Source organism: Amycolatopsis sp. NPDC004368, assembly GCF_053602515.1.
Map to the genome: position 1 here is coordinate 223,234 of NZ_JBSGDT010000003.1, position 16,715 is coordinate 239,948.

General features: G+C 70.5%; 16 protein-coding genes. 5 read left to right on the forward strand and 11 right to left on the reverse strand.

Annotated features, from left to right (window positions below; translation table 11 throughout):
• Positions 1-43: 43 nt before the first annotated feature.
• The gene (locus ACWEOE_RS07070) at positions 44-469 is read right to left on the reverse strand and encodes a hypothetical protein (protein WP_452005060.1); all 426 of its coding nucleotides are present in this window, start codon (positions 467-469) and stop codon (positions 44-46) included.
• Positions 470-569: 100 nt separating this feature from the next.
• On the opposite strand from ACWEOE_RS07070, the gene ACWEOE_RS07075 reads away from it, so the two are divergent.
• Complete coding sequence (locus ACWEOE_RS07075) at positions 570-1,061, forward strand: N-acetyltransferase family protein (protein ID WP_452005063.1); 492 nt, start codon at positions 570-572, stop codon at positions 1,059-1,061.
• Here the strand turns inward: ACWEOE_RS07075 and ACWEOE_RS07080 are convergent.
• The 3 genes from ACWEOE_RS07080 to ACWEOE_RS07090 all read right to left on the reverse strand — a co-directional run bounded on the left by ACWEOE_RS07080 (position 1,054) and on the right by ACWEOE_RS07090 (position 3,799).
• Positions 1,054-1,986: an esterase/lipase family protein gene (locus tag ACWEOE_RS07080; RefSeq protein ID WP_452005066.1), complete on the reverse strand. Its 933-nt coding sequence runs from the start codon at positions 1,984-1,986 to the stop codon at positions 1,054-1,056. The genes ACWEOE_RS07075 and ACWEOE_RS07080 overlap by 8 nt on opposite strands.
• Positions 1,987-2,074: 88 nt before the next feature.
• Complete coding sequence (locus ACWEOE_RS07085; protein ID WP_452005068.1) at positions 2,075-2,863, reverse strand: alpha/beta fold hydrolase; 789 nt, start codon at positions 2,861-2,863, stop codon at positions 2,075-2,077.
• Positions 2,864-3,001: 138 nt separating this feature from the next.
• A complete protein-coding gene (locus ACWEOE_RS07090; protein ID WP_452005071.1) occupies positions 3,002-3,799 on the reverse strand; it encodes an alpha/beta fold hydrolase in 798 nt (265 codons plus the stop codon).
• 83 nt (positions 3,800-3,882) lie between these two features.
• On the opposite strand from ACWEOE_RS07090, the gene ACWEOE_RS07095 reads away from it, so the two are divergent.
• A complete protein-coding gene (locus ACWEOE_RS07095) occupies positions 3,883-4,428 on the forward strand; it encodes a QsdR family transcriptional regulator (RefSeq protein WP_452005074.1) in 546 nt (181 codons plus the stop codon).
• Here the strand turns inward: ACWEOE_RS07095 and ACWEOE_RS07100 are convergent, their stop codons facing one another.
• The gene (locus tag ACWEOE_RS07100) at positions 4,429-5,445 is read right to left on the reverse strand and encodes an aldo/keto reductase (protein WP_452005076.1); all 1,017 of its coding nucleotides are present in this window, start codon (positions 5,443-5,445) and stop codon (positions 4,429-4,431) included.
• Positions 5,446-5,548: 103 nt separating this feature from the next.
• Here ACWEOE_RS07100 and ACWEOE_RS07105 point away from each other — a divergent pair, with 103 nt between their 5' ends.
• Entirely contained in the window at positions 5,549-6,391 is an 843-nt protein-coding gene (locus tag ACWEOE_RS07105) for a helix-turn-helix domain-containing protein (RefSeq protein ID WP_452005078.1), read from the forward strand.
• 998 nt (positions 6,392-7,389) lie between these two features.
• A complete protein-coding gene (locus ACWEOE_RS07110; RefSeq protein ID WP_452005080.1) occupies positions 7,390-8,049 on the forward strand; it encodes a helix-turn-helix transcriptional regulator in 660 nt (219 codons plus the stop codon).
• Positions 8,050-8,076: 27 nt separating this feature from the next.
• Here the strand turns inward: ACWEOE_RS07110 and ACWEOE_RS07115 are convergent, their stop codons facing one another.
• Both ACWEOE_RS07115 and ACWEOE_RS07120 read right to left on the reverse strand, forming a co-directional pair.
• A complete protein-coding gene (locus ACWEOE_RS07115; RefSeq protein ID WP_452005084.1) occupies positions 8,077-8,775 on the reverse strand; it encodes a tetratricopeptide repeat protein in 699 nt (232 codons plus the stop codon).
• A 6-nt stretch (positions 8,776-8,781) separates the two neighbouring features.
• Positions 8,782-9,939, reverse strand: coding sequence for an acyl-CoA dehydrogenase family protein (locus tag ACWEOE_RS07120; protein WP_452005086.1), 1,158 nt, complete (start codon positions 9,937-9,939; stop codon positions 8,782-8,784).
• Positions 9,940-10,053: 114 nt separating this feature from the next.
• Between ACWEOE_RS07120 and ACWEOE_RS07125 the strand changes: the two genes are divergently transcribed.
• Positions 10,054-11,733: a class I adenylate-forming enzyme family protein gene (locus ACWEOE_RS07125; RefSeq protein ID WP_452005089.1), complete on the forward strand. Its 1,680-nt coding sequence runs from the start codon at positions 10,054-10,056 to the stop codon at positions 11,731-11,733.
• A 371-nt stretch (positions 11,734-12,104) separates the two neighbouring features.
• Here ACWEOE_RS07125 and purE read toward each other — a convergent pair whose 3' ends face one another.
• The 4 genes from purE to ACWEOE_RS07145 form a co-directional block, all read right to left on the reverse strand.
• Positions 12,105-12,602 carry a 5-(carboxyamino)imidazole ribonucleotide mutase gene (purE, locus tag ACWEOE_RS07130; protein ID WP_452005092.1) on the reverse strand — a complete coding sequence of 166 codons (498 nt, stop codon included), beginning with the start codon at positions 12,600-12,602 and terminating at the stop codon, positions 12,105-12,107.
• An 11-nt stretch (positions 12,603-12,613) separates the two neighbouring features.
• Positions 12,614-13,798, reverse strand: a complete 1,185-nt coding sequence (locus ACWEOE_RS07135) for a 5-(carboxyamino)imidazole ribonucleotide synthase (RefSeq protein WP_452005095.1) — start codon at positions 13,796-13,798, stop codon at positions 12,614-12,616.
• A 50-nt stretch (positions 13,799-13,848) separates the two neighbouring features.
• A complete protein-coding gene (locus ACWEOE_RS07140; RefSeq protein ID WP_452005097.1) occupies positions 13,849-14,979 on the reverse strand; it encodes a flavin-containing monooxygenase in 1,131 nt (376 codons plus the stop codon).
• Positions 14,980-15,081: 102 nt separating this feature from the next.
• On the reverse strand, positions 15,082-16,683 hold the full coding sequence (locus ACWEOE_RS07145) for a LuxR C-terminal-related transcriptional regulator (RefSeq protein WP_452005100.1): 1,602 nt from the start codon (positions 16,681-16,683) through the stop codon (positions 15,082-15,084).
• Positions 16,684-16,715: the final 32 nt, after the last annotated feature.

A 16,715-nucleotide genomic window follows, 5' to 3' on the forward strand; every position in this document is an offset into this window, starting at 1 on the left:
CTGGTTGGGCCATTCGGCGCAGCCGGGACAGTCGCGTGTGGACTCAGGCGGGGCGGCGGCGCACGGAGTCGAGCTCGGCCCACCCGCCGTGGGTGGCCAGCAGCGTGAGCACCTGCTCCGCGTGGGCGGCGAAGCGCTGCAAATCCTCGTGCAGCTTCTGCGCGCGGCCGGGGTCCAGGGGCGCGAAGTCGTCCCACCACAGGCTGATCACGGCGCTCGCGCAGAGCGCCAGCGACTGGATCACGCGCACGAACTCCTCCGACGGATCCGCGGAGGACTCGCGGTACACGGTCTCGATGTCGTCGCACGCTTCGAGGAACTCGCGCAGTTGCTTGACCGCGTCGGCGGGCGTCCCGTCCCACGCGGCGGTGGGCCAGGCTCGATCGCTCAACTCGAGCCACAGCCGCCAGCCGGCGACCAACTCGGCGTCGTCGCTCGGCTTCCAGGTGTCAGGGACCGGCCAGAACATGGGGAGGACTGTGACACTCGGGTGCGGGCCTGCACAACCGGAATGGCACAACGGGACGAAAAGACTTCGCGTTCGTACCAACTTCTGAAATCCTCGTCTCGTGCTGATCCGCGACGCGACGAGCGAAGACTGGCCCGGGATCTGGCCGTTCCTGCACGAGATCACCGCCGCCGGTGAAACCTACGCACTGCCCCGTGACCTGGGTGAACAGGCCGCGCGCGACTACTGGATGACGGCACCACCCGGCCGCACGGTGGTGATCGTCAACAATTTCGGTGACATTCTTGGCTCGGCCAAGATGGGCCCGAACCGAGAAGGACCCGGGTCGCACATCGCGACCGCGAGTTTTATGGTGGCGCCCGCTTCCGCCGGCCAGGGCGCCGGCCGCACCCTCGGCATCCACATGCTCGACTGGGCGAGAGCCGAGGGCTACCGCGGGGTGCAGTTCAACGCCGTCGTCGAAACCAACACCCACGCGGTCGCCCTGTGGAAATCACTCGGCTTCACCGTGATCGGCACGGTGCCGGGCGCCTTCCACCACCCCACGCACGGCTACGTGGGACTGCACGTGATGTTCCAGCCGATCAGCTGATCACCGGGGGCACGAACACGCACCGCGGGGTCTGCGCGTGGGCCGGGTCCAGCGCGTTGAGCACCTCGCGCTGGGCGATCGGGTCGTACGGGATGCCCAGGTGATCGGTGAAGTCCGCCGAGCAGAGGTCCTGCAGCACGATGTTCTTCACGTTCGGCGCCGGCTTGAGGAACGCGTTGGTGTAAGGCGTGACCACGTCGTCGTACTTGGTCTGGATCACGGTGTAGTCGATGCCGGGCACGGTGTCGCCGCCGGCGTTGAGATCGGTGAGGAAGGCCGAGCCGGTGGACTGCTCGTTGCAGGCCGCGCACGCGATTCCCACGAGGTCACGCACCGGTGGGATGGCCTGCAGGGTGCTGAGCAGGCCGTAGAGGCTCGTGCCGTAGTTCGACGGCGAGAGGCCGATGACCTTGCCGATCTTCGAGGCGCCGCCGAGGTACTTGATCCAGTAGCGCGGGTTCATCCCGCCCTGCGAGTGGCCGACGACGTCGAGCTTGGCCGCGCCCGTGGCCGCCAGCACCTTGTCCCCGAACTTCGCGAGCTGCGCGGCCGTGCCCGCGACCGGACCGACGGTCTGCAGGAAGCTGCCCGGCGAGCCACCGAAGTTGCCGGCGAACACGCAGTAGCCGTGGTCGGCGAGGACCTTCGAGAGGTTGGCCCAGTTCTCGTACGCGTTGGCGGTGGTGCCGTTGGACAGCAATACCGGATTGGGGTGTTCGGCCGAGGGCTTGCAGTTCCAGTCGTTGGCCCCCGGTGGCGCGATGGTCGGTTGCAGCACCGAGTACAGCGCCGCCGAGATGATGTTCGGCTGGACCGGACCGGTCGGTTCCTTCACCGCCGCGTCCGCGGTGCCGGTGCTCAGGACCACCGCCCCCACGGCCGCCACGAGAACCACCACCCGACGCCCGAACGCGCGCACACCCATCCGCCCCACCTCTCCGTGAACTGGCGGTGACCCGTGTCACCTGATCAGTTAACGGGTCGAGAGGGGAACGGAAACTCCTCCGAGTGGGTTACTTGCCCGCTGCGTTCGCTTCGAGGAACGCCTTGAGGTGCGGGTTCACTTCGGCGGCGTGCGTGAGGCTGAGGAAGTGCGCGCCGCTCACGACCGTGACCAGCGGTTCGGCGTTCGGCAGCGCGGCCACGAGCGACTCGGCCCGGGCCATCGGGTACTCGTTGTCCCCGCTGCCGTGCAGCACGAGCACCGGCGCCTGGATCTCACCGGCGCGATCGAGCACCCCGTCGCGGCTCACGAGCGTCGTCATGATCCGCTCGAACTTCTCGCCCGAAACCTTGAGCCACTTCTGCTTCCAGGCCGAGGCCTCGTAGTCGCCGAGGCAGAACGTGGCCACGCCGTCGACCAGCTGCTCCGGCCCGTTGTCGTTCCACGCGGCGATCAGGTGCCGGTAGACCGTGCCGGTCCCCTCGGCTTCCGTCTCGGCGGACGTGCCGAGCACGGCCAGCGCGGTCACGCGCGCGGGTTCGAGCAACGCCATCCGCAGCGCGATGAACCCACCCTGGCTCGTGCCGATGACCGCGGCCCGCTCGATGCCGAGGTGGTCGAGCACGCCGAACGCGTCACGCGCGACGTCCCAGTAGTCGAAGTCCGCTTCCGCAGGGGTGCCGCCGTGGCCGCGCTCGTCGACCGCGATGAGCCGGTAGTCGGCGCCGAACGCCTCGACCTGCGGCTCCCACATGTCGATGTCCATCAGGAAGCTGTGCAGCAGCACCACCGGAGGGCCGTCGCCGCCGTAGTCGATGAAGTGGACCTGCTGCCCACCGTTGACGGTCACCGTAGCCATCCGACACCTCCGCGTTGGGGATCAGCATGGCACATGTCTCACGACGCTCCGGCCGGGGCAAGCGGTGGGAAAATCCTCACCCGAATGCGCGGCGGGTTTCGCCGGAACGGCGCCCGCTCACCGCCTCCGGGAGCCGGTTCACTTCGCCGCGGCGTGGGCGGCGAGGAAGCCCTTGAGGTGCGGGTTCACCTCGGCGGCATGGGTCAGGCTCAGGAAGTGCGCGCCACCTTCGATCGTGACCAGCGGCTTGGCGTTGGGCAGGCCCGCGACGAGCTGTTCGGCCTTCTCGACGGGGTAGGCGCGGTCATCCGTACCGTGCAGGACTTGCACCGGAGCCTGGATCTCGCCGATGCGATCGAGCAGACTGTCGCGACCGGCGAGCACGTTGATCACCAGGCGGGCGTGGTCGCCTCGGGTGCGCTCGCGCCACTTGGCCTTCCACGCGCCGGCTCCCTCGAAGCCGTCGCCGAAGCAGATGGCGGCGACGCCGTCGATCACGTTGTCGGGGCCGTCCTGCGCCCACATCTCGCCGAGCTGCCGGTACACGGCGGCGACCTCGTCGGGCTCCGCGTCGGCCGACGTGCCCAGCACGGCCAGCGCGGTCACGCGCTCGGGCGCGAGCAGCGCCATGCGCAGGCCGATGAACCCGCCCTGGCTCGTGCCGATCACCGCGGCGTGGTCGAAGCCGAGGTGGTCGAGCACGGCGAGCGCGTCGCGCGCCACGTCCCAGTAGTCGAACGGCCCGTCCGCCGGCGTGCCGCCGTGGCCGCGCTCGTCGATGGCGATCAGCCGGAAGTCGCCGCGGAACGCCTCGACCTGCGGCAGCCACATGGCGACGTCCATCAGGAAGCTGTGCAGCAGCACGACGGCCGGGCCCTCACCACCGTGGTCGACGTAGTGGACCTGTTGCCCACCGCTCCCGGTCACCGTGGCCACACCGCACCTCCACATTGAGACAGACAAGGGGTTTGTCTCACGTTCAGCGTGTTTTGGCAAGCGGACTCGGCCATACTGCGCGGATGGCCGGCTCCCCCTCCACCGACGACGTCGTCCTCGCGGCGACCGAGGCCTACCTGCGCGGCCGAGCCATCGACATGTCGGCCCTGGCGACCGAGCTGGGCCTGAGCCGCGCGACGCTGTACCGCCGCGTCGGCAACCACGAACAGCTGCTCGGCCGCGTGCTCGCCGACAGCACCGAGCGGACCTACCTCGCGATCGAGGCCGCGGTGTCCGGTCCCCCGGGTCTGGTGCGGACGCTGGTCGTGGTCGAGCGGTTCATGCGCACCGTCGTCACGCTCGCCCCGCTGAAGGACCTCGCCCGGCGCGACCCCGTGCTGTTCGCGAAGGTGATCATGGCACCCGGCGAGGTGGAAACCCGGGCGACGCGCCTGTTCTCCGAGCTGCTCGACCGCAACGGCCTGCGCTTCGACGCACCGACCGCGGCCGTCGCGCAGGCCGTGATCCGAATCGGCGACTCCTTCATGTACTCGCAGCTCCTCGGCGGCGAGCCACGCCTCGACGACGCCGTGCAGGTCATCGGCCTCCTGCTCGCCACCGCGAAGTGATCAACGCCGCCGCAGCCGCTTGTCGAGCATCGGCGGCGTGGGGCTGATGTAGAAGTCGCCCGAGTGCACGTCGACGCCCGGCGGCACGATCTCGTCGATCCGGTCGAGCACGTCGTCACCCAGCTCCATGTCGACGCCGGCCAGCAGATCGGTCAGCTGCTCGGGCCGCCGCGGCCCGATCAGCACCGACGTGACGGCCGGATGCGCCCGCACGAACGCGATCGCCAGGTGCGGCACCGAAATCCCCGTTTCCGCGGCGAGCTTCGTCAGCTCCGCGACGGCCTCGGCCTTCGCCCGCACCCCCGGCCGCGACAGGTCGAACATCTGCGCACCCCGCCCCGCGCTGCGGTGCCCGGTCGTCGGGTCCGCGCGCCCGGAGAGCCACCCGGAGTTCAACGGGCCGAACGTCAGCACACCCATGCCGTACCGCTGCGCCGTCGGCAGCACCCGCTGCTCGATCCCCCGCGTGAGGATCGAGTACGGCGGCTGCTCCGTGCGGAACCGGTGGTGGCCACGACGCTCGGCCGTCCACTGCGCCTCCACGGTCTCCTCCGGCGAGAAGAACGAGCTGCCGATCGCCCGCACCTTGCCCTCTCGCACGAGGTCGGACAGCGCCCCGAGCGTCTCGTCGATGTCGGTCGCCGGATCCGGCCGGTGCAGCTGGTACAGGTCCACGTAGTCCGTGCCCAGCCGGCGCAGGCTGTCCTCCAGCGCCCGCTTCACCCACCGCGGCGAGGCTCCGCCGTGGTTCGGCTCGTCGTCCATGGGAAGCCCGAACTTGGTCGCCAGCACCACGCTCTCGCGCCGCCCCGCGAGCGCCTTGCCGACGATCACCTCAGACTCGCCACCTGAGTACACATCCGCCGTGTCGACAAAGTTGACACCGGCGTCGAGCGCCGCCCGGATCATGCCGACCGACTCGTCGTGGTCGGTGTTGCCCATCGCGCCGAACATCATGGCCCCGAGCGCGTACTCGCTCACGGAGATTCCGGTCCCGCCGAGAAAACGTCGTTTCATACCTCCTACGCAACCACCGTTGGTGTCCCCGGTGAGAGGACTCCTTCCACCGGGGGTCCAGCAGACCCCCTCTCGTACCGCCGATCCGTCCTACGCTGGCCTCATGAGCGAGCAACTCCGCGACTTCCTGCGCTCGCGCCGCGCGAAGCTCACCCCCGAAGCCGCGGGCCTCACCCCGCACCCCGGCCCTCGCCGCGTGCCGGGCTTGCGCCGCGAAGAGGTCGCGCAGTTAGCGGGCGTGAGCGTGGACTACTACGTCCGCCTCGAGCGCGGCCGCACCCTCAACGTCTCCGAGTCCGTGCTCGACGCCATCTCCCGCGCGTTGCAGCTCAACGACCTCGAACGCACTCACCTGCGCACCCTCGCCAAACCCACGCGCTCGCGGCCGCGCCCGCTGCCGCCCCAGCACGTGCGCCCGGGCCTGCAGCTCGTGCTCGACAGCCTCCACCACGTGCCGGCCCTCGTCCTCGGCCGTCGCATGGACGTGCTCGCCGCCAACCGCATGGCCAGCGCCCTCTACACCGACTTCGACGCCCTCCCTCCGCGATCCCGCAACATGGCCCGCCTCATCTTTCTCGACGACTCCGTCCGCGCCCTCTACACCGACTGGGAAGGCGCCGCCCGCGGCATCGTCGCCACCCTCCACCTCTACGCCGGCCGCCACCCCCACGACCCGGCCCTGGCCGAGCTCATCGGCGAACTCTCCTTGCGCGACCAGGACTTCCGCCGCTGGTGGGCCGACCACGACGTCTTCGAACGCACCCACGGCGTCAAGCACTACCACCACCCGCTCGTCGGCGAGCTGACCCTCGGCTACGAAGCCATGACCCCCGTGGACGACCCCGAACAAACCCTCGGCATCACCACCGTCGAGCCCGGCTCCCCTTCCGAGGAACGCCTGCGGCTGCTGGCGAGCTGGATCTCACCGGCCACTGTGGACGGTTAATTTCGCTTGGCTTCCTCCTCTCCCAGCGTTTCGATCAGCCGCCCCGGCAACGCGGCCCACACCTCGGTGTCATCGGGATCGAGCACCGCAGCGCCCGCAGCAGCCGGTCCGTCTCGCCGAACAGCCCCGCGGGGAGGCACTCGAGGTCGCGTCGAGAAGGAGTGATCGCGGGCTGAAGCGCGAACCAGTGCACGTGCCGGCGGCCGTCGCGCGGATGCAGGGTGAGCTGGAGGCCGCTCCCGGCCTCCCCGACCCTTACGCTGCGGCCTCCGCTCCGCCGCCGAGGTACCACGCCCGCGCCTTGTCCGTTTCGACCCACCGACGCTTCTCCCCCACCCCGGACTCTCCCCCACCCCAGACCTCTCCCCCACCCTGCTCCCCTCCCCCAGCCGGCACCCACGGCAAGACCGCTCGCCCAGATACCCGCTAACCGCGAGCTCGCGGCACCGCAACCGAACCCAGTCCACCGGCAGGCCGAGGTCACGGCTGATTTCGTCCTCGGGACAACCCGCCCGGATTGCACGACGAACGCCAGGATCCAGCGGCTTCCGGACGACGTGTGCGGCATCACGCGGCACCACACAACGGCTCGATCAGGTCCGCGGCAGTGATCAGGTGCGCGGCCAAGTCGCGGGCCCGCGAAGCGGCCACCTCGATCTCAGCCCAAGCCGTGGAGTTCTCGACGTACAGCAGAACCGTGGGACGCCGGGCGGTCGGGGGCCGCCAGGCTGCCGCGGCGACGACCGCCGGTGGATCGCCGGCCGCGCAGACGTCAGGGGCGCCGGAGACACAGCTGTGCCTGCCTTCGTCCTGGTACGCACACCACGCAGCGTGCCGAAACGCCTCCGGCGCACAGCCTTGTCCCAGGAAACCATCACCACTCCTCATTCCCCCACCAGCCATTCCAGTGCTCCTCGTGCAGCACGGTGCTCCAATCGCACCGCTGTCACCCAGAGTGCCTCAAGCAACGCTGCGCGTCAAGCACTACACTGCTCCTCGTGCAGGACCACCCAGAAGCGCCGGGCGACGCCATCGGCGCCCAAGCCGAGCGCACGTTCGCCCTCAACATGCGCGCGCTCCGGGAAGAACTCGGCGTCTCCCAGGCCGGTCTGGCGAAGAAGCTCGAGCTGGTCGGCATCCAGCTCGACAGCACCGCCATCACCCGCATCGAAAAACACGCCGACGGCAGCACCGGGATGCGCACGATCAGGCTCAGTGAAGCCGTGGCCATCGCGAAGGTCCTCAACACCTCGCTGGCCAACATGGTCCTGCCGGCGCGCTCGTCGCTGTTCGAGCAACTGTCCCAAGCCACCGACGAACTGGAATCGGCCACCGACGCCGCCGACACCGCCAACCGGCACCGCGAAGACGCCGAAGAAAAGGTCCGCACCCTGCAAAGCCGGTTCGTCGAACGCGAGGTGCCCGGCCTGCAGGAGATCCTGCGCTACACGGCGCGCGACCTGCACCGCCTCGCCGGCGTCTGGAGCGAACAGCGCGAATCGTTCAAGCAGCAGCGCATCAACCTGGCGAAAAACCCCGACGATCCCGAAACCGAATCCCGGCTGCTGCAGCTCGAGGAAAAAGAACTGATCTGCCTCGACGTCCTCTACCGGATCGAGGACGCCGCCAAGATCCGAGCCGGGTGGCGGTCAAGCTAAAAAAGCCCGGGAAACGGGCGAAAGAATTCAAGACGCCTCAGCCGGCGCGTACCAGCGTTCGAACTCCTTGGGCCCGAGCACCGCGACCAGCCGCGCCCGCAAAGCCGTGGCTTCAAGGGCGGCAGGCGGATCAGGGACCTCACCGCGGGCTCGCAATCCCGTCTCTGCCTGCCCGAGGAGCCGCGCCGCCTGAGGGTGGTCGCCGTCGCCTTCCGCCAGGGCTGCTTCGGCGAGCCTGGCGTACGCGAGCAGGTCGCCGAAGCCGTGCTCGATCGCGTGGCGGTGCACGCCGGCGAAGAGTTCGCGGGCCCGCTCGGGGTGCCCGGTCCGGAGCTCGACATCGCCGAGGTTGAGCTGCTCCCACACCACCAGATCGGCGAGCCCGAGCTCCTGGCGCAGCGCGATGCTCTCCAGGAACCCGGCCCGCGCCGTGTCGTAGTTACCGGCCAACCGCGCCACCGCCGCCAGGATGTGGACCGGGGAGCGCAGCAGGCGCCGGTCACCGGATTCGCGCGCCAGCTCCAGGGCCGCCTCGGCGAGCTCGCGCGTCCGATCGAGCTCGCCGCCCCGCACCGCGACGCGCGCCAGCATGCACAGCGCGTCGACCTGGCCGGGGAGATCGCCGGCCTCCCGCGCACGGTCGAGCTCGCTGCGGCTGAGCCGCTCCACGAGCTCGGTCTCACCGCGGCGGAAGGCGGCGAACGCCTCTGCCTCGAAGGCCGGCACCGAAAATCAGCCCTTCAACAGCGCCCGGGCCATCACCATGCGCTGGATCTGGTTCGTACCTTCGTAGATCTGCGTGATCTTCGCGTCGCGCATCATGCGCTCGACCGGGAAGTCGCGGGTGTAGCCGGCGCCGCCGAAGAGCTGCACGGCGTCGGTGGTCACGGACATCGCGATGTCGGACGCGTAGGCCTTCGCGGCGGAAGCCATGAAGCCCGCGCGCTTGTCACCGCGTTCGGAGGCGGCGGCGGAGGCGTAGACGAGGTGGCGGGCGGCCTCGATCTTCGTGCCCATGTCGGCGAGCATGAACTGCACGCCCTGGAACTCGGCGATCGCCTTGCCGAACTGCTTGCGGTCCTTGACGTAGGCCACAGCCGCGTCCAGCGCACCCTGTGCGATGCCCAGCGCCTGCGCGCCGATCGTCGGACGTGTGTGGTCCAGCGTCTTCAGCGCGGTCTTGAGGCCCGTGCCCGGTTCACCGATGATCCGGTCGGCCGGGATGGTGCAGTTCTCGAAGTAGACCTCACGCGTCGGCGAGCCCTTGATGCCGAGCTTCTTCTCCTTCGGCCCCACCGAGAAACCCGGGTCGTCCTTGTGCACGACGAACGCGGAAATGCCGTTGGACTTCTTCTCCGCATCCGGGTTGCTCACGGCCATCACCGTGTACCACGAAGATTCACCCGCATTGGTGATCCACGCCTTGGTGCCGTTGAGCACCCAGTGATCGCCGTCGAGCCGAGCGCGCGTGCGCATCGACGCCGTGTCCGAGCCGGCTTCGCGCTCCGACAACGCGTACGACGCCATGGCCTCCCCCGAAGCGATCGACGGCAGCACGAGCTTCTTCAGCTCCTCCGACGCCGACAGGATGATCGGCTGCGTGCCCAGCTTGTTGACCGCCGGGATCAGCGACGCCGCCGCGTCGACCCGCGCGACCTCCTCGATCACGATGCACGCGCCCACGGCGTCGGCACCCTGGCCGTCGTACTCCTCGCCGATGTGCACGGCGTTGAAGCCGGACTTGTTCAGCGCCGCCAGCGCCTCGGTCGGGAACCGCTCGTTCTCGTCGACGTCGGCCGCGTACGGCGCGATCTCCTTTTCGGCCAGAGCCCGGACCGCGGCCCGCAGCTCCTCGTGCTCTTCGGCAAGCTGATACAGGCCCTCGGCCACTTCCGTCACCTTCTCTGCAGCATTGGGGAGATTTCGACCGATGTTAGCGCTCGTTCACCCCCGGTGCCCCGCTCGATCTTGTGTCCTTGACCGCACTCTTCGTAAGGTCGGGTGATGGCCATCACCGCGTCGACGCCGCCGCCCGGATTGCCCGCCTCCCTCACCTATCCCGAGGTCCCGGTGGGTTCCATACTCGCCGGCGCCGCCAAGCGCTTCGGCGATCGCACGGTGTTCGCCATGGGCGACGACAGCCTCACCTTCACCGAAACGTACGCAGGTGCCTGCAAGTTCGCCAACGCCCTGGTTGCCCGCGGCATCGGTCACGGCGACGTGGTGGCGATCCACCTGCCCAACTGCCTCGCCTACCCCATCGCCTACTACGGCACCCTGCTCGCCGGCGCCACCTTCAGCCCCACCAACCCGCTGCTCCCGCCCGACGACCTGGCCTTCCAGCTCAGCGACTGCGAGGCCGCCGCCGTGGTCACGTTCGGGCCGGTGGCGGGCACCGTCGCGGCGGTCGCGGACCGGATTCCGGCACGGCTGACCATCGTCGTCACCCCCACCGCACCCGGTGCCGACGACGTCGTCGAGTTCAAGCAGTTCTTCGCCGACGCCCCCGCGACCCGGCCCGACGTGGCCATCGACGTCCACCGCGACCTCGCGCACCTCGCCTACACCGGCGGCACCACCGGCCGGTCGAAGGGCGTGGAGCTCACGCACCGCAACATCGTGGTCAACACGCTCCAGAACGCCTGCTGGACCACCGGTTCCGTGCCCGCGCTGGACGCCGGCGGTGACGTGATCCTCGACCAGATCGGCACCGAGGACGAGTGGCCCGCCCGGCTCACCACCGGCGTCGCGATCAACCTGACGCCCTGGTTCCACGCCATGGGCGTGATCGCGGGCCTCAACGCTCCCGTGATGAGCGGCTCCCGGACCGTGCTGCACGCGCGCTTCGACCCGGTCGCGTATGTCGCCGACGCCGAACGCCTGCGGGTGACCTCCCTCGGCGGCGCGCCCGCGCTGTTCGCCGCGCTGCTGGCCACACCCTCGTTCCACACGGCCGACCTGTCGTCCGTGCGCAGCATCGGCTCCGGCGCCGCACCGATGAACCACGAGATGATCCGCGCGCTCCACGAACGCTTCCCCGGCGTCCTGATCACCGAGGGCTACGGCCTCACCGAGATGACGATGGGCGCCGTGATCTCGCCGTCGTACCGGTCGGGAGTGCGCAAGGTGGGCTCCGTCGGCGGGCCGATCTTCGACACCGAGGTGAAGATCGTCGGCGCCGACGAGACCCCGCTGCCCGCCGGTGTCGAGGGCGAGGTGTGCCTGCGCGGGCCGCAGATGATGCGCGGCTACCGCAACCGTCCGGAGGAGACGGCTGCCGCCTTGGTCGGGGGCTGGCTGCACACCGGCGACATCGGCGTGCTCGACGAGGACGGCTACCTGTCCATTGTGGACCGCAAAAAGGACATGCTGCTGTACAAGGGGTACAACGTCTTCCCGCGCGAGCTGGAAGAGCTGCTGGTCGCGTTGCCCGGCGTGGTGACGGCCGCGGTGGTCGGCCGCCCGAAGGCCGACGTCGGCGAGCTGCCCGTCGCGTTCGTGGTGCGGCAGCCCGATGCCGAACTCGAAGCCGAGGCGCTGATCGCGGCGGTGAACGAGAGGGTGCTGCCGTACAAGCGGCTTCGGGAGCTGCACTTCGTCGACGAGATCCCGGTGTCGGCGGCGGGAAAGGTGCTGAAGCGGGAGCTCAGGAAGCAGCTGCCCGAGCCGAGTTCGGGCTCCTGAACACTGCCCTTTCGGGCAGCCGTCCGTGGGTAGCCTCGGAGACGCCGCTCCGTTCACCACCGCCGCTCACCTCCAGCGTCGCCCGGTGCCCGCCGTCGTCCGGTTCTCCAGCACCCACGGCAGTCCGGAGCGCGCCGCGGCGGTGATCGAGTTCGTCACCGCCCATCCGGGCTCCGCCGCCGTGTTCGGGGTGCCGGCCGGCAGGACACCTCACCGACGAGCTGGTCGGGCGGGTCGGCGCCGGTCCGTTCGACCCGGCGCGGCTCACCCCGGGGATCGAGCTGTCGGACGATCCGGTGCTCACCTATCGCAGGGCCGCGTACGTCGAGTCGAGCCGGCAGCGGACGGCCGGCGAGTAGGCCCGAGCAGGCCTACTGCCCGGCCTTCTCCCGCAGCGCCGCGTCCTTCTCCAGCACCATCGTCTCCAGGCTCGCCTGGAACTCGCCCAGCTTCGACTGCAGCTGGAGGTCCGAGGCGGCCAGGATGCGCACCGCGAGCAGGCCCGCGTTGCGCGCGCCGCCGACGGAGACGGTGGCCACGGGGATGCCGGCGGGCATCTGGACGATGGACAGGAGCGAGTCGAGACCGTCGAGGTACTTCAGGGGCACCGGGACGCCGATGACGGGCAACACGGTGGCCGCGGCGACCATGCCCGGCAGGTGGGCGGCCCCGCCGGCGCCGGCGATCACGGCGCGCAGGCCGCGCGAGGCGGCGGACGCGGCGTAGTCGAGCATGCGCTGCGGCGTGCGGTGGGCGGAGTAGACGCCGACCTCGTACTCCACGCCGAACTCCGTCAGGGCCTGGGCGGCGGCCTCCATGACGGGCCAGTCGGAGTCGCTGCCCATGATCACGCCCACCTGCGGCGCCATAAGTGTTCCCTTCAGTGGATCTCGTGGCCGTCGAGCCAGACGGCGTGGGACAGCCAGTGGGCCGACAGCAGCGCCCGGTTGCGCAGGTCGTCCATGTCGTCGCCGACGAAGTTCACGTGGCCGAGCTTGCGGCCGGGGCGATCCTGCTTGCCGTAGAGGTGGATCTTCACGTCGGGGAACCGCGCGAACAAGTGGTGCACCCGCTCGTCGGGGCTCATCTGCGGTGTGACGTCCGCGCCGAGCACGTTGGCCATCACACACGCGGGCGCGATGAGGTCGGTGCGCCCCAGCGGGTAGTCGAGCACGCCACGCAGGTGCTGCTCGAACTGCGACGTGCGCGAGCCGTCCATCGTCCAGTGACCGGAGTTGTGGGGGCGCATGGCGAGCTCGTTGACGAGCAGGCCGGTCTCGGTCTCGAACAGCTCCACGGCCAGCAGCCCGGTCACGTCGAGCTGCGACGCGATGCGCAGCGCGAGGTCCTGCGCCTCGTGCACGCGCTCTTCGGACAGGCCGGGCGCGGGCGCGAGGACCTCGGTGTTGATGCCGGCCGTCTGCACCGTCTCGACCACGGGGTACGCGGCGCCCTGGCCGAACGGCGAGCGGGCGACCAGCGCGGACAGCTCGCGCTTCATCTCCACCCGCTCCTCGACCAGCAACGCCGTGCTCGCGTCGAGCAGCCGCGGCACGAGCTCGCGCGCCTGCCGCGCCGTGTCGAGCATCCAGACGCCGCGGCCGTCGTACCCGCCGCTCGACGCCTTCAGCACCACGGGCCACCGGTGCGCCGCGCCGAACGCGATCACGTCCTCCACAGTGGACACTTCGGCGAAGTCCGGCCCGGGCACGTCCATCCCGGCCATCATCTCGCGCATCACGAGCTTGTTCTGCGCGAACCCGAGCGCCGTCGGCGCCGGCCGCACCACGACGCCCTCCATCACGAGCGTCAGCAGGTGCTCACCCGGCACGTGCTCGTGGTCGAACGTGAGCACGTCGACACCCTGGGCGAACTTCCGCAGCGCGTCGAGGTCCGTGTGGTGCCCGATGACCACGTCGGACGCCACCAGCGCGGCCGAATCGTCGGCTCCCGCCGACAGGACCTTCAGCGACTGGCCGAGGGAGATCGCCGCCTGGTGGGTCATGCGGGCCAGCTGCCCACCACCCACCATGCCCACCACGGGAAGACCGGTTCGTTTGTCCATAGCGCCGCTCAGGTTACTTGGCCGGTCGCGGCGCGGAGGCGGGTACCGGCTCAGTGACCTGCGCCACCGACGCTCGCGCCCAGCCGTACGCCCCCCTCAGGCCGGGTACGGGCGGCCAGGTGCCTCGCGATGTACTCGGCATCCCGCCCGGCACCGCCGACGAGCATCGACGAGAACGCGTACTGGAACGACAGCCCCACGAAGTACAGGCCAGGCGCCGTGGTCGCCACTCCGCGCTCTTCGCGCGGCCAGCCGGAGTCGTCCGTGACCGGCGGGTCGATCCAGGAGAAGTCCTGGCGGAACCCGGTGCACCACACGACATTGGCGACGTCGAGCACCCGGCCGTCGCCGAGGACGGGTGCGCCGTCGCGGACGCCGGTCGTGCGGTCGGCGACGAGCTCGACACCCGCGCCGGTGAGGTCGGCACGCTTGACGCGGATGAGCGGTCCGCCGTGCGCCCGGATCTCGGACCGCATTGCGCGGCCGAGCGGAGTCCGCAGGGTCAGCACGTGTTTGGCCGCGAAGAAGAGCACCGGGAACAGGACCCGAGCCGGGCGCCGGTTGATGTCGAACGGGAACTGGCCGCGGATCGGTCCGCTGAGCACCGTCGGGTGGCCCGCCCGCGCCGTTTCGAACGCGATGTCGCCGCCCGAGTGCGACGCGCCGACGACCAGCACCGGCCCGGGCTTCAGCTGGGCCGGGTTCCGGTACTCGCTGGAGTGCAGCTGCCGGATCCCCGCGTCGAGCCGGCCGGCGAACTCGGGGACGCGCGGTGTGCGGCCGAACGTGCCCGTGGCGACCACCACGTTGTCGCACCTGAACGTCGTGGTCCCGGTGGTCACCACGTAACCGGCGCCGTTGCGCGTCAGCCGCTCCACGCGCTGCCCACCCCGCACGGGCAGCGAGAACCTGGCTGCGTAGGTCTCGAGGTAGTCCGCCATCTCGTCCTTGGTCAGGTAGTGCATCGGCGGGCCCGGGTACGGCATCCCGGGCAGCCCGGCGGCCAGGGCCGGGGTGAACAGCCGCAGCGAGTCCCACTGGCAGCGCCAGTTGTCCCCGATCCGGTCGTTGCCGTCGAGGACCACGAAGTCTCGGCCCCGCCGCGCGAGGTGGTACCCGGTCGACAGACCCGCTTGGCCCGCCCCGATGACCACGGTTTCGGTGCGCTCGTGCTCGTTCATCGGAAATACCTCCTGACCAGCACGTTAGGAGCCGGTGGCGCGAGCGGCATCGCACAGCCGTACCACTTCGGCGGGCGCGGGGTGGTCCGTCCGTACCACGCCTCAGATGAGGTGGTGCTGCACCGCGTGGGTGGCCGCGGCGGTGCGCGAGGGCACGCCGAGCTTCGCGAACACGTTCTGCAGGTGCCGGCGCACGGTGTGTTCGCTGATCACCAGCCGCACCGCGATCTGCCGGTTCGACAGACCCTCGGCCGCCAGCGCCAGCACCTGCAGCTCCCTCTCGGTCAGCGAAGTCGGCGAGGTCGGTGAACTCGGGGCGCCCGCGCCGAGCCGCAGCAGGACCTCACGGGCGGCGGCGAAGTCGACCTCGGCCGCGTCGTCGTCGCCGATCAGCTGCCGGGCCCGGCCGATGAGCAGGCGCGAGCGGGCACTGTCGTACGGGGCGCCCAGCTCGGCCCAGCCCTCGCACGCGGCGCGCAGCTCACCGAGCGCGGCCACCGGATCGCCGTCGGTCAGCAGGACCGAGCCCAGCGCGTGCGCGGCCGTCGCCCGCAGCAGCGGCATCCCGATCTCGCCGGCGATCGCCGACAGCTCGTCGGCGGCGCGGCGGGCGACCCCGACGTCCCCGGCGACCAGCACGATCTCGACCTGTGCCGCGAGCATCCGGGCGCGCAGGAGGTGGTCGTCCGCCGCCTCCGCCACGGCGTGGCCGATCGTGGACACCGCCGCGGCCGTTCTGCCCTGGGCCAGCCGCAGCAACGCGCAGCCCGGCTGAGTCGGGTGCCCGTACTCGCTCGCCCGCCGGTAGCCCTCGTCGGCCGCCGCGAGCTCACCGCGCAGCCGGTGCAGCTCGGCTTCCTGGTACAGCGCCATGCCGAGGGCGGGCTGACGACGTGGCCAGGAGAAACGCTCCGCGGCGCGGTGGGCCTCCGCCAGGGCTTCCGGCCACGCGCCGAGCGCCTGCAGGACCTGCGAACGGTGCACCAGGCACTGGCCGCGGAAGAGCACCAGGTCCGGCTGCGCCGCGCACCACGCGCTCAGCGACGCCGTCCACTCCTGCGCCCGGCCGACGTCGAACACCTCGTGACAGCCTTCGATCGCGCTGCAGTAGACCACTCCCGCCGGGATCGGCGACACCTCGCCCGAGGTCACCGACACCATCGCCTCGTCGAGCAGAGCCAGGCCTTCGGCGGTGCGGTGCAACTTGATCAGGGCGCGCCCCTGCGCGTGCCGGCCCAGCGCGAGCAGGTCCACCTCACCGAACCGGGAGCCGATCTCCACGGCGGCGGTGAACGCGTCGTGCGCGCCCCGGTTGTCTCCCGTCTGGATGCGCTGCAGCCCGACCGGCACCAGCAGGTAACCCCGTTCGACGCAGTCCAGCCCGTGCTCGTCGAGCAGCCGCCGCGCCCGCGCGAGCCAGCCGTTCGCGCGCGCCGGCTCGCCCCGCAGCAGCAACGGCATGGCCAGGGAGAACGCGCACCGCGCAGCCTCGGCCGGCTCGCCGCCCCGCACGTACTCGCGATACGCGCGCTCCCACGAGTCGAAGCTTTCGTCGTCGTGCCCGAGCAGGTAAGCCGCCGTCGAAAGGCGTACGAGATCCTCCGCGGTCAGCGACGCCCGGCCTCCGGTGAGCCGCGTGTACACCTCGCGCCACGCCTGTCCGGCGAAGGCCCGCTCGGCCGCCTCGCCGTTCACCACCGCCATGCACCTCCCGGCAGTCGTTCCACTGTACGACG